This window comes from Streptomyces sp. NPDC104831 (genome assembly GCF_055583025.1).
Genome location: NZ_JBVJOT010000054.1, coordinates 22,947 through 35,128 on the forward strand (window position 1 = coordinate 22,947; position 12,182 = coordinate 35,128).

Here is a 12,182-nt window from a genome sequence, read left to right on the forward strand (position 1 = left end):
CATGTCCCGTTCCCACCACACCGGTTCCACCCGGCACCGCAGACACGTCGTCCGCGTCGCATCGGCCGCAGCGCTGTTCGCGGCCTGTCTCTCGCTCAGCACTCCGTCCGCGCACGCCGTCACCGGCCCCGCGGAATCCTCCGGCACGTACGGCTACACCGCCCGCCTGGACATCGGCGACGCCACACGCGGCTGCTCCGGCGTGCTGATAGACCGCGAGTGGGTGCTCACCGCGGCGAGCTGTTTCGTCGGCGACCCCGAGCAGAGCCTCGCCGTGCCCTCCGGCAAACCGCACCTGAGAGCGACCGCGACCATAGGCCGCCCCGACCTGACCACGAGCCAGGGCGCCGTGCGTGAGATCGTGGAACTGGTGCCGCGCACCGACCGCGACCTGGTGCTGGCCCGCCTGTCCCGGCCCGTCACCGAAGTCGCTCCGATCGCCCTGGCCTCCTCCGCGCCCGGCACGGGCGAGGAACTGCAGTTCGCCGGATATGGGCGGACAGCCACCGAATGGGCGCCGTTGCAGCTGCACACTGGTGCACTCTCGGTGGACGCGTCCGCCGCCACCACAGCCGCGTACACCGGCAAGGACGGCGCCAGCGTGTGCATGGGCGACACCGGTGGCCCCGTGATCCGCACGACGAACGGCACCCACCAGCTGGTCGCCCTCAGCAGCCGATCCTACCAGGGCGGCTGCTTCGGCACCGACGCGGCCGAGACCCGCACCAGCGGGATCGTCACCCGTGTCGACGACCTGGCGCCGTGGATGGACTCCACGCTGAGCGCCGCCCCCGTCACCGATTTGAACTGCGACGGCATCGAGGACATCGCAATCGGCGACCCCAAGGCGACTGTCGGCGGCAAGGCCGCGGCAGGTCTGATTCGGGTGGTCTACGGCGGCGGCAAGGGCACCGCCGAGATCACCCAGGACCTCGGCTGGGTGCCCGGCGGCGCCGAACCGGAGGACTGGTTCGGCGAGGTGCTCGACACCGTCGACCACAACGAGGACGGCTGCACCGACCTCGTCGTCGGCACCCCCGCCGAAGACCTCGGCAGCGCCAGCGACGCAGGCACGGTCGACGTGCTCTACGGCGCCCGGAACGGCATCGGGACGGGCACCGCCACCCTCCACCTGGAGCAGGGCACCGGCTCCGGAGCCATCGCCGCCGCGGCCTCGCAGACCGGTGACCGCATGGGCCACTCGGTCGCCGCCGGCCGAACCGCCGAGGGCGAGCCGTACTTGCTGATCGGCGTTCCCGGCCAGAGCTCCGGCAGCCTGGCCAAGGCGGGGATGGCCTTCTACCTGCGGGGCAACACCAACACCTCCATCACCCAGGACAGCTCGACCGTTCCCGGCGGAAACGAGGCCAACGACGGCTTCGGCACCACCGTCGCCGCCGACGGCAACCACCTCGCCATCGGCGCCCCCAACGAGGCCATCAACGGTCATGCCGGTGCCGGCGCTGTGTGGATCTTCGACCACAAGGTGAACACCGACGGCATCCCCACCCCTCTGCACGGCATCGACCAGGACTCCGACATCATCAGCGGCGGCTCCGAGACCGGCGACAAGTTCGGCGCCTCACTGTCCATGGCCGACTACCGCCCGTCCGGCGCCGCGGCCGCCACCGAGTCGGTGCTCGCCATCGGCTCACCCGGCGAAAGCCTGGGCGTCAACAACGTCGACCAGGCCGAGGCCGGCCGCGTAGTCGTCGTCCACCTCACCGCCGCCAACACCTTCGGCGAACTCAACAGCCTCTGGCAAGGAACCGGCAACGACGCGGTGACCGGCGCCGCCGAACCCAACGACCACTTCGGCGACCAGGTCAGTGCCGTGAACACCGCACCGCGAGCGCAAAGCACCGCAGCCACCATGCGGATCGCCGTCGGCATCCCCGGCGAGGACATCGACACCGCCACCGACGCGGGCGCCATCCAGACCTTCTCGCTCCTCGGCACGCCCGGCGACTCCGACCATTGGATCCAGGCGGGCATGGTCGGCATCCCCGGCACCCCGGGATCCGACCAGTACATGGGCCACAACATCCACTTCACTGCCACCAGGCTGTACGTCGGCATGCCCTACGGTCCCTCCGGCCACGGGGCGCTCCACATCCTGCCGATGTCCAACGTGACCGGCGGCACGATCGCTCAGACGACCACCTACCAGCCCGGCACCGGCGGCCTCCCGGCCACGGGCGACCGCTTCGGCCACGTGGCACGGTAACTCGCCGCAGCCGCAGGCCTCCAGCGGTCTCCGCTAGGGCGCCGAGAGGTCGACTGCCGGCGGGCCCTCCGAAGCCTTGAACGGCCGGCCGTCGCCGTGCAGAGAGATCCGTCTGCCCGCATCGATGCCGACCTGGACGCCTTGCCGCCTCCGGCGGGCCTTCGAGCCCGCCGCTCGCGGTGAGGTTGTCCAGCCGTTGCTCGGCGCCTTCACCACCCCGCCACCGAACGGACGGTGTCGAGCGAGCGGACCCGCCGTTCGGCCATGACTACCAGAACCGCGGTGACGGCGGAGATGATCCGGCGGCAGCCTCGGTGGCACGGACCCCGATCGGTGGGTCCGCACCTCGCCGGTGACGCCGGTGATCAGCCCGCCGCGGCCGACGAGTTGCCCCTCCGCCGACGCCGGGCAGGTGCTTCCGCCACTTCTCGGCGATCGGCGGCTGGAGGCAGCCGGCGCGCGGTCGCGGCCCACGGGGCGGGAACGGTGCCGAGTCGAGTGCTGGAGAGGGTGCCGATGGTGGTGCCGCCGTAGCAGGCGCCGTCGGCCCGCTCGGGCCGGCCGACGCCGGAGAGATCGGTGAAGGCGACACCGGAGCCGCAGCGGTCGCCGGGCTCGCCGAGACCGGCGATGGCGCCGGTGCCGCCTGCCCGGGGCACCGTACGTCCGGCGTCCCCACCCACCCCCAGACGAGAAGGGAGACCTGACGAACATGCACGAGATCCGTCCCAGAGACGACGCCCGAATACGCCCCGGAGGCGCAGCCCGAAGACGTGCCCGGTCGGCCGTGCTCGCCGTGCTGACCATGGTGGCGGTGGTGCTCACCACAACGGGCATGACCTTGGTGCGGCAGGGCGCCCACGAGAAGCCGCGGCAGGTTGGCAGGGTGGACCCCTCGGCCCGGTCCGACGTTCCGGCCCCCGCCACCAGGACCAGTCCCTTCCCCGAGGGGGCCGGGGAGCACTGCGAGTCCACCAAGGCAGGCTCGAGGGAGCGCCGGAAGGGGGCCGCCGAGGTATGTGTGAGTATCGGCCCCGCCCCGGCCGCGCGCACCACGGCGAAGGTGCGGAGTCTTGCCGCCGGCGGCTGTGACATCATCAGCCCCGGCGTCTATTCGTACGAGCGCTTCGAGTACTGCGTGACCGGGGTGAACGTCCTCTACATCCTGCGCGACGACAAAGGCGTGGAGATCGGGCGCGGCACACTGGAGGTCTCCACCGGTGCGTCACTGCCCACGAAGGGCACCACGTGGAACGAGCGGGTCACGGTGAAGATGACCGGCGCGAGCGGCGACGTCACCGCGCTCACCGCCAAGTTCCGCGCCTCCTGCGGAACCGGCTGCACGGCGACGAAGACCGCGCCCTGGTACGGCGGGGACCTGGTCCTGGGCCAGTCCCTCAGCGGCACCGTCGCGTACTCCTCGACCCCCGCCGCGGGCGCCGCCGCGGAGTTCGCCACCTCGTACAAGATGTACGTGACCTCCCCGGGCGCCACAGCCGTCGATCCGAACGCCTCGTGGGACAACCCGCGCAGGATCCGTTGCGACGACGCGGTCGGAGGTACGTCACCGGCGGGTTGTGCCGTCCCCTCGGTCATGCCCGTCGTACCGATGAAGACGACGGGCTCGGACCCCGGCGGCGCCGTCTCGGCCTATGGCTGGGCGCAGGAGAACCTCGACGGTGCCTGGGGGAAGAAGGGCAGGCCGTTGACCCGGTCGACGAGCGGCGTGGCCGGCCGCACCGCCAGCACGTGCGGCGGCTTCACGGCCCAGACGGAACTCGTCAATGCCGACACCTGCGGTGACTTCCCCTTCGGCGAGGCGAAAGAAGGCGGTGCCGCCGGCGCGCGGTGCGTCGAGGTGATCCCCAACCTCGACAACGGCGAATGGGACACGTACGTCCTGAACGACGGCAATGTCCTGGACCCCGCCTCACCCTGCGTGCAGGCCCATGTCACGCCCGCCGAGAAGCGGTTCGCCGACACACAGCTCGCCGACGGCTTCGCTGACCAGCGGGTGATCGACGCCGACGAGTTCGAGCTGACGGTCTCGGCACCGGACACCGGCCCACAGGCCAGCTGCCTGAACGACCCCGCACCGGACGACTCGCATCTCAACGACGGTGGTTGGTTCAGTAACACGACCAAGCCGGTTCCGTTCGTCAACCGGAGCGACCCCGAGGGCAAGCCCGGACTGCGGCCGGCCCGGGCGACGGCATGCCTGGGGCTGAAGACCCCCGAAGGGACCGGAACCAGCGATCCCATCACCGGCTGGAAGGACGCGGAGGCGTTCAAGAAGGCGACCGGACAAACCGCCGGTCTGGCCCGGTGCCACCTCATCGCAAAGGTCCTCGGTGGACAGGGCACGAGTGAGCGCACCCGGTACAACCTCGTCCCCTGCTGGCAGTCCGGTATGAACACGGGCACGCCCAGCATGCGCACCTACGAGACCCTTGCGGAGAACCTGGTGAAGGGCAGGACGCCCGGCCTCGGAACGGATGACGCGATCTTCTACCAGGTGACACCCGTCTACAAGAACGCGGACAGTACCATCCCGGTGGGCGTCACGATGAGCGCTCACATCGAACGGGCGAACGGGGCGACCGAGGAGCTGTTCCCCAACGTCTACGTCACCAACACCCTGCAGAACACGGGGACGTTCAATCTCGGCAACTGATCCGCAGACCCCACCAGTTCGGGCCACCGGGAGCCGACATGAGTTTCACCACCCCACCGCGGCCTTGCGACGTCACCGCGCTCTTCCCTCAGCTGGCCCCGCTGGCGCGCACGGCGACCCGGCTGCACCCGCGCCCCGGGCTCCCGTCCGCGCACGACAGCTCCGTCGGCGGGCCGCTCCTGTGGCCCGCCGCTCAGCCGTGGCCGTACTGCGACGAGCCGCACGACAGCCGCGTGGCGCCGGTGGTCCACTCCCCGGACGACGTCCGGCTCCTGCGCCGCGACCGCGCCGCAGCGGCTGAGCGGCGGCGCCTCGACCCCGGGGCGCCCGAGTGGACCCCCGAGGAACTGGCGACCTGGCAGCGGCTCAACGCGGGCCGCCCATGGTTCGACGGTCCCATCCCCCTCCTCCCCGTCGCTCAGCTCTACGCCCGCGACGTCCCCTTCCCGCGCCCGTCCGGCGCGGACCTCCTTCAGGTCCTCTGGTGTCCCTTCGACCACGAGGAGGCAGCCCACCCGCGGACCGCACTCTTCTGGCGATCCTCCACCACCGTCACCGACATCCTCGACGCACCGCCCGAGCCGCCCATCGTCCAGCGCGACCAGTACCTCCCGCAGCCGTGCCTTCTCTCACCGGAGCAGGTCACCGAATATCCCCATCCCAGGGAGCTGAGCAAGGAACTCCGAGAGCAGATCGACGACATGAGTCGCTGGCGGACGCTCGACCCCGAGCGGTACAGCACGTACGCGGACGACCCGGGCGAGTTCTACCTGAACAACCTCTCCACCGCCCCCGGCTGGAAAACCGGCGGCTGGACCCGCTGGGACCCCACCGACCCCGTGCCCCGTCCCTGCCCCGAGTGCGGCACCGAGGAGATGGTCCCGCTCCTCACCATCGCCTCCTCGGAATGGGACGGCGGCAGCGGAACCTGGATCGCCGAGGAGGAACCCACGAACCCGGCCACGCCTCCCCTGGGCGCCCGGGACGGCAACTTCACCTTGATCGGCATCGTCGGCGGCTATGACCTCCAGCTCCATGTGTGCCCGACGTCCCCGGACCATCCCCACATCGCACTGATCCAGTGAGCGACCCGGCATCATCTCCCGGTTGACCTCCGAACCGCTGTCCGTGAACTGCGAACCCGATTGGTTCCGCCCCGGACGTCTCCCAAGGCGCCGCGGGACCGATGGTGACCTCTGAGGGCCAGGTCGCCGGACCGGCATACCCCCGCCTCCCGTAGATGATCTTGAATGGTTTGAACGCATCCGAGGGACGAACACCGTACTGGGGGCACGGCTACAGGAGTTCACTGCTCACGGCACCGGCACGACCGACCGTCTCGAAAGCCGTCCGCCCGACCGCGTTTGACCCCTTGGTCGCGTCCGGGAATGTATGAGGGGCAGAGCACGTATCCGGCGCGGTGGTACAGGGCCGGGGCGGCGGTGTTCCACCGTCCGGTTTCCAGCATGACGTGGGAAGCCCCGTAGATTGCGGCGTGCCTGCTCGAGGCCTTCGAGCAGGCATCGGCCGGTTCCCTGGCCGCCTACTCGGTTGGCGAGGTACATCCGTTTGATCTTCGTGGTGTGCTCATCACGGAGGCGTACCCCGCCGCAGCCGACCGGGCTCGTCACCGATGCTCGCGATAACGAACAGGTGGCGGGGCGGGGTCGTCGGCGAAGCCGTACAGGCGGAGGTGGTCTGTGTGCAGAGCGCGGGTCAGGCGGCGGGCGTGATGGCGGTCGTATGGCACCGCGGTCACAGAAGGCGCCAGGCGTGATGCGTTGGGGACGCTGTGCGTGGACGTCATGAATCTGATAGTCCCCTCCGCCGGCTGCGAGTGCACGGACGTCGTCGGGTGCGCGCATGCGGGCGCCCGCGAAGCGGCGGGTGCGACGCAGGAGGTTGCGGCAGCGGCGGGACCGCCGTCACCACCCTGCGCCCCACGTCCCTGCTCTGGCCCGGCAAGCCCGGAGCGTCAGCCGACATCCCTTCCTGCCCGCCTGAGCATCAGGGCTGAAGCGCCCAACGGCCGCCTTAGCGTCGGCATTTCCCGTCCCGGACTCGTTCGGCAATGCCGTGCGTCTCCTGCCGGGTGGCGAGTACATCAGCCCGAGCCGCGGCACATAGCAGCATGGAAGTCGGCTGGACAGCAGTGTTTCGGGATAGTCTCGCGGCCCAACCGGCTCACGCACGCGGCGGTCCGCCGCTGCCGAGGAAAGGTTCAACTATATGCCCGAGAACGCGACAGCGCCTTTCAGTGAACTGGCATCGCAGTACGCCACCGCAGTCACGGCCGACCTCGAAAACAATGAGCAGGAGCAGGCACGCATCAGCTCCGAAATCGAAGCCCTGCAGGAGAAGTTGGCCGGTCTGCAGCGGGACCACGCTGTGCTGGTGACCATGCGGGAGGCGCTCGGCCTCACGCTCCAGGACCCGGCCCCTGCGGCGCCCGCCACCACAGCTGTTCCGGCCCCCCGGAAGAACGCCGCCCGCTCCGGCGCATCGGGAGCCACCACCCCGAGGTCGACCGCCTCTCGGTCTGCCGCATCCGGGTCCGGCAAGGCCAAGCAGAGCCGGCAGAAGAAGTCGGCCGCCGCCACCAGCCCGGCCAAGGTGAACGCCGAATCGCAGGCGGAGGCACAGCCGAAAGCCAAGGCGAAGACGGCCACGCAGACGCACGGGGGTGCGGCCGACAAGGGGAAGGCCGACAAGCAGCCCACCCTGGTGGACCTGGTGCGTGAACACCTTGCAGGGACGAACGAACCTCGCTCGGCCGCGGAGATCGTCGCCGCCCTCGGCGAGACTCACCCTGAGCGCGACGTCAAGGCGACCGTCATTCGCAACACCCTTGAGAATCTGGTGGCCAAGGGTCACGCGGAGCGCTCCAAGCAGGGCGCGGCTGTCTTCTACACGGCCGCGGGCAAGGCCCAGGAGCAGCCCTCCGGGCAGCTTGCGGAGACGCCTTCCGCGGTGACCGGTCAGGATTCCGGGGCTACCGCAGGCGCCGCTCAGGCCAGTTGAGCGGGTGTGGCCGGGTTGCTGCGCACGCGGCGCCCGGCCACACCGTCCGCTCCCGCCGCTCCACGGCCCGGATGGCTCAGGTGGGCCTCGCCCCCGGGGCCGGGGCGTGCCGTGCGGTTTGTGGCCGGTGTGTCAGGCCGTGCGCTGTGTGCGGAGCCGGTCCAGCAGACGGCCGTCAGAGAGGTCGAGCCGCCAGTGAGGGGCGAACCGCGGGTGATCCGACCACTCCTGAAGAGGATCCTGATAGTGCCTTCGTCGCCGCTTTCCAGCAGCCGGCATCTCCGCTCGATCTCCGCCAGGATCGCGTGCGGGCTGTAGCGTCGGCAAAAGCGCACGTCGTAGACCAGACGGACATTGTCCTGCGTCTGCAGGCGGGTCCATCCCACGGCCAGGTGACTGGTGCGCTTTTCGGCGGACAATTGCACGCCGTGCCCGGCGGCCTCCGCGGTATTCCAGTCGTCCTCGAGCCGTTGGGCGGCAAACGCGGTCATGTCTTTCACCATGTCGTGTCGGTCCTGTGCGTCGGCCATGGATCGTGCTCATTCCTTGCGATGGCGGCTGCACAGGTAGCGTGCCGGAAGGCACTGACATTCGGGCACGGGCGCCGCCTCGACACTTTCCTGTGGGACTGCCGTGACATCACTGTCTCCGGCCTGAGTGGCGGGGAAGGCGGGTAGCAGTTGGGGCGGAGGCAGCCACGGGAGGCTCGTACGGGTGATCATGGGCTCCGCGGGCGGGGGTGTCGGAGGTGCCGCGTCTAGCGTCGGCGTATGAACGACGAGGTCTTTCCTGCCGTCGCCGCCGTCGCCGCCGTCGCCGCCGTCGCCGCCGTCGCCGCCGTCGCCGCCGAGCGGCTCGCGGCTCACTGGCGGGCTCTTGCCGCCGCGGAACTCCCCGTGGTGCCGTTCGGTCCGCCGGGCGCCACTCTGAAGGCGCTTCCCGAGGAGGCGCCCTAGGGCCTGTCTGACAAAGGGCCTTGACGGCTCACGCGCCGGCTGGGGTCTTCGTCAGGTGGTGGGGCGGGTGCCGGGGGTGTGGCCGAAGGTGCGGCTGAAGACGCTGATGAAGGTGCTGGCTGATGACCAGCCGCAGTGGTGGGCGACGGTGGTGACGGGGGTGTCGTCCGCCAGGAGGATCAGGGCGTGGTGGAGCCTGATCTGGGTTCGCCACTGCGGGTAGGTGAGGCCGAGGTCGTTGCGGAGGCGGCGGGAGAGGGTGCGGGGGCTGGCGCCGATCTGGCGTCCGAGGTCGTCGAGAGGGCGGTTGTCGGCCGGGTCGGCCCACAAGATGTCGTGGAGTTCGCGGAGCAGGGGGTCGGTGGGGGCCGGCAGGTGCAGGGGGCGTTCGGGGGCGAGGGCGAGCTGGTCGAGCATGACGGCGCGCAGGCGGTGGTGGGGTGCGGTGTCGTTGTCGGGGTCGCGGGTGTAGGCGACGATGAGTTCGCGCAGGAGCGGGCTGACGGCGAGGACGGCGGGTTTGTCCAAGCCGAGGGGGTTGTCGGCGGTGGGCAGGCCGACCAGGTGGAGGTCGAGTTCGCCGTGGGCCTGGTGCTGGTGGACGGTGCCGGCGGGGATCCAGAGCGCGCGAGTGGCGGGGGCGATCCAGGAGCCGGCGTCGGTGGTCACCGCGATGGTGCCGCGGCTGGCGTAGGCGATCTGGTGGTCGTCGTGGCGGTGCGCGTCGATCTCGCCGCCTGGGGCCAGGCGCTGGGTCCGGGTCGGCGCAACAGGGGTGTGGCGGATTTTCTGCATCACTTGTCAATCTATCGAAAGCGCGACACCGGGTGGTCCTTCCAGCATGGGTGGGATGCGAAGGAACACATCGATGGCGCTGCTGGCCGTGGGGCACGCCTGCGTCGACATCTACCAGGGCGCCGTCGCGGCGCTGATCCCGTTCTTCGTGGCCGAACGGGACTACACCTACGCGGTCGCCTCCGGCATCGTGCTGGCCGCCTCCTTGCTGTCGTCGGTGGCCCAGCCGCTGTTCGGGCTGCTCACCGACCGGTGGGCGATGCCGTGGCTGCTGCCGGTCAGCACCCTGCTGGGCGGGGTGGGCATCGCGCTCAGCGGCCTGAGCGGCTCCTACGGACTCACCCTGTTCTTCGTCGCCGTCTCCGGAATCGGCGTGGCCGCCTACCACCCGGAATCCGCCCGCGTGGCCCGGCAGGCCAGCCAGGGCAGTCACAGCGCGATGGGCTGGTTCTCCCTCGGCGGCAACATCGGCTTCGCGCTCGCCCCGCTCATGGTGGCGGCCGCGATCGGACACGGCTCCCTGCACTGGACACCCGTCCTCGTCCTGCCCGCGCTCGCCGGCGCTGCCCTGTGCGTGCCCGTCCTGCGGATGCTCGCCCGCCCCCAGACCGAAACGGCCAAGACCCAGACGCCTCCCAGCGCGGACGACGTGGCCTCGTTCGTGAAGCTGTCCTTCGCGGTCGTCTTCCGCTCCATCGTCTTCACCGGCCTGAGCACCTTCATCTCCCTCTACGCCCAGCAGCGCATGCAAGGCAGCACCACCGCGGGCACCACCGCACTGTTCCTACTGTTCCTGGGCGGCGCCGTCGGCTCAGTCCTGGGCGGCTCCCTGGCAGGCCGCTACGACCGCGTCCGCGTCTCACGCTGGTCCTACCTGCTCTCCATCGCCGCCGTCACCGGCGTGATCTACACACCCGGCCCCGCCATGTTCCTCTTCGTGGCCCTCACCTCCGCCGGTCTCTACGTCCCCTTCTCCCTCCAGGTCACCCTCGGCCAGGACTACCTGCCCTCCCGGATCGGCACCGCCAGCGGCATCACCCTCGGCCTCACCGTCAGCATCGGCGGCCTCATCAGCCCCCTCCTGGGACACCTCGCCGACACCACCACCCTGAAGACCGCCCTCACCCCCCTGATCGCCATGCCCGCCCTCAGCTGGCTCCTCTTCCGCACCGTGCCTGAACCCACCGCCGCCGGCACTCAGACCGTCTCACCCGCGCCCGCAACCGCACGACAAGACGCGTAGACCCACGCCGGCCAGTGAGAACGCGTATGCCCCCACCGGACGGACGAGGACGTGTCCGAGCATGGATCCTGTCGTCCACCGGGGCGAACTGACTCAAACCGCGTGGGAGCGGATAGCATCTCTGCTGCCGAGAACTGACGGGCGGGGACGACCGTGGCGGGACCACCGGCAGGTCATCAACGGCGTGCTGTGGCGCCTGCGGACCGGCACACCCTGGCGGGACGTGCCGGACCGCTACGGCCCCTGGCAGACCATCTACGAACGCTTCGCCCGCTGGGAGACGGACGGCACCTGGGCGAAGCTGCTCGAACACGTCCAGGTACACCAGGACGCAGCCGGCACGGTGAAGTGGACGGTATCGGTGGACTCCACCATCGCCCGCGCGCACCAGCATGCCGTGCAGCAAGGACACCAGCAGGGATGAACGAGAGGACCCGGCACACCTCGCAGGCAACGACCAGGCACTCGGTCGGTCCCGCGGCGGACTGACCATGAAGATCCACCTCGCCTGCGACGGCTGGGGCCTGCCCCTGACCGTTGTCGTCACACCCGGAAACGTCAACGACTCCACCGTCTTCGACACCGTCATGGGCACTTTGAGAGTGCCCCGAGCAGGCGCCGGACGCCCCCGCTGCCGACCCAACGCGGTCATCGCGGACAAGGCGTACTCCTCCCGCGCCATCCGACAAGCCCTCCGAGACCGGGGTATCCGGGTAGTAATCCCGGAACGCACAGACCAGAAGGCCAACCGCGTACGGCGTGGACAGGCCGGCGGCAGGCCACCGACCTTCGACCGTGAGCTCTACAAGAAACGCAATGTCGTCGAACGCTGCTTCGCTCGCCTCAAACAGTTCCGCGCGATCGCCACCCGCTTCGACAAACTGGCCAACCGCTACAAAGCCGGACTCCAACTCGCCTCGCTCATCCTCTGGCTCCGCGAACCCGCCCAAGATCCTTTGTCAGACAGGCTCTAGTGGCCCGCCCCCTCGGGCTGCGCCCGGCCGGCCACCTGGGCCCGGTGCCTCTTGTCACCACGGGTCGGCGCAAGGGCCCAACGGCCCGTCTCACCAGGGACGTTGGGGCATATGTCCGTAGTGTCATACTGGCCTGCGGTTTCTGTGGGCGTCGCGCGTCCCGGTCGGGGCGCCTGAGGGCCGTCACCCCTTTCTTCGTTTCCTAGGAGTTCACCGATGCCTCGACTGTTCTGCCAGCCTCCGAGTGGCGCGCCGGTCCCCCCGGCCCCGTGTGCCGGGCGGGTCACCGGCA

The 12,182-nt window shown here is 70.1% G+C and carries 10 protein-coding genes; 7 read left to right on the forward strand and 3 right to left on the reverse strand.

Features of this window, described 5'->3' with window-relative positions; genetic code table 11:
- Position 1 precedes the first annotated feature (1 nt).
- Positions 2-2,227 (forward strand): trypsin-like serine protease, encoded by a 2,226-nt coding sequence (locus tag ACZ63H_RS30245; protein WP_469870484.1) that lies wholly within the window; start codon positions 2-4, stop codon positions 2,225-2,227.
- A gap of 365 nt (positions 2,228-2,592) precedes the next feature.
- Here ACZ63H_RS30245 and ACZ63H_RS30250 read toward each other — a convergent pair whose 3' ends face one another.
- The gene (locus tag ACZ63H_RS30250) at positions 2,593-2,886 is read right to left on the reverse strand and encodes a hypothetical protein (RefSeq protein ID WP_469870486.1); all 294 of its coding nucleotides are present in this window, start codon (positions 2,884-2,886) and stop codon (positions 2,593-2,595) included.
- Between the two features lie 362 nt (positions 2,887-3,248).
- Here ACZ63H_RS30250 and ACZ63H_RS30255 point away from each other — a divergent pair, with 362 nt between their 5' ends.
- The 3 genes from ACZ63H_RS30255 to ACZ63H_RS30265 all read left to right on the forward strand — a co-directional run bounded on the left by ACZ63H_RS30255 (position 3,249) and on the right by ACZ63H_RS30265 (position 7,922).
- Positions 3,249-4,901 carry a DNA/RNA non-specific endonuclease gene (locus ACZ63H_RS30255; protein WP_469870488.1) on the forward strand — a complete coding sequence of 551 codons (1,653 nt, stop codon included), beginning with the start codon at positions 3,249-3,251 and terminating at the stop codon, positions 4,899-4,901.
- A gap of 38 nt (positions 4,902-4,939) precedes the next feature.
- Positions 4,940-5,986 carry a hypothetical protein gene (locus ACZ63H_RS30260; protein WP_469870490.1) on the forward strand — a complete coding sequence of 349 codons (1,047 nt, stop codon included), beginning with the start codon at positions 4,940-4,942 and terminating at the stop codon, positions 5,984-5,986.
- Positions 5,987-7,130: 1,144 nt separating this feature from the next.
- A complete protein-coding gene (locus tag ACZ63H_RS30265; RefSeq protein WP_469870492.1) occupies positions 7,131-7,922 on the forward strand; it encodes a hypothetical protein in 792 nt (263 codons plus the stop codon).
- On the opposite strand, the gene ACZ63H_RS30270 is transcribed toward ACZ63H_RS30265, so the two are convergent.
- Positions 7,910-8,452, reverse strand: a complete 543-nt coding sequence (locus tag ACZ63H_RS30270) for a hypothetical protein (protein WP_469870494.1) — start codon at positions 8,450-8,452, stop codon at positions 7,910-7,912. The two genes, ACZ63H_RS30265 and ACZ63H_RS30270, sit on opposite strands and share 13 nt — an antisense overlap.
- A gap of 240 nt (positions 8,453-8,692) precedes the next feature.
- Here ACZ63H_RS30270 and ACZ63H_RS30275 point away from each other — a divergent pair, with 240 nt between their 5' ends.
- Positions 8,693-8,878 carry a hypothetical protein gene (locus tag ACZ63H_RS30275; protein WP_469870496.1) on the forward strand — a complete coding sequence of 62 codons (186 nt, stop codon included), beginning with the start codon at positions 8,693-8,695 and terminating at the stop codon, positions 8,876-8,878.
- A 51-nt stretch (positions 8,879-8,929) separates the two neighbouring features.
- On the opposite strand, the gene ACZ63H_RS30280 is transcribed toward ACZ63H_RS30275, so the two are convergent.
- Positions 8,930-9,673 (reverse strand): AraC family transcriptional regulator, encoded by a 744-nt coding sequence (locus ACZ63H_RS30280; RefSeq protein WP_469870498.1) that lies wholly within the window; start codon positions 9,671-9,673, stop codon positions 8,930-8,932.
- 55 nt (positions 9,674-9,728) lie between these two features.
- Here ACZ63H_RS30280 and ACZ63H_RS30285 point away from each other — a divergent pair, with 55 nt between their 5' ends.
- Both ACZ63H_RS30285 and ACZ63H_RS30290 read left to right on the forward strand, forming a co-directional pair.
- Positions 9,729-10,916, forward strand: coding sequence for an MFS transporter (locus tag ACZ63H_RS30285; protein ID WP_469870500.1), 1,188 nt, complete (start codon positions 9,729-9,731; stop codon positions 10,914-10,916).
- Positions 10,917-10,977: 61 nt separating this feature from the next.
- Positions 10,978-11,890, forward strand: a protein-coding gene (locus ACZ63H_RS30290) for an IS5 family transposase (protein WP_469870502.1) whose coding sequence is annotated in 2 segments (ribosomal slippage) — positions 10,978-11,336 and positions 11,335-11,890 — 915 coding nt in all. Because the reading frame shifts where the segments join, the coding sequence is not laid out codon by codon here.
- Positions 11,891-12,182: the final 292 nt, after the last annotated feature.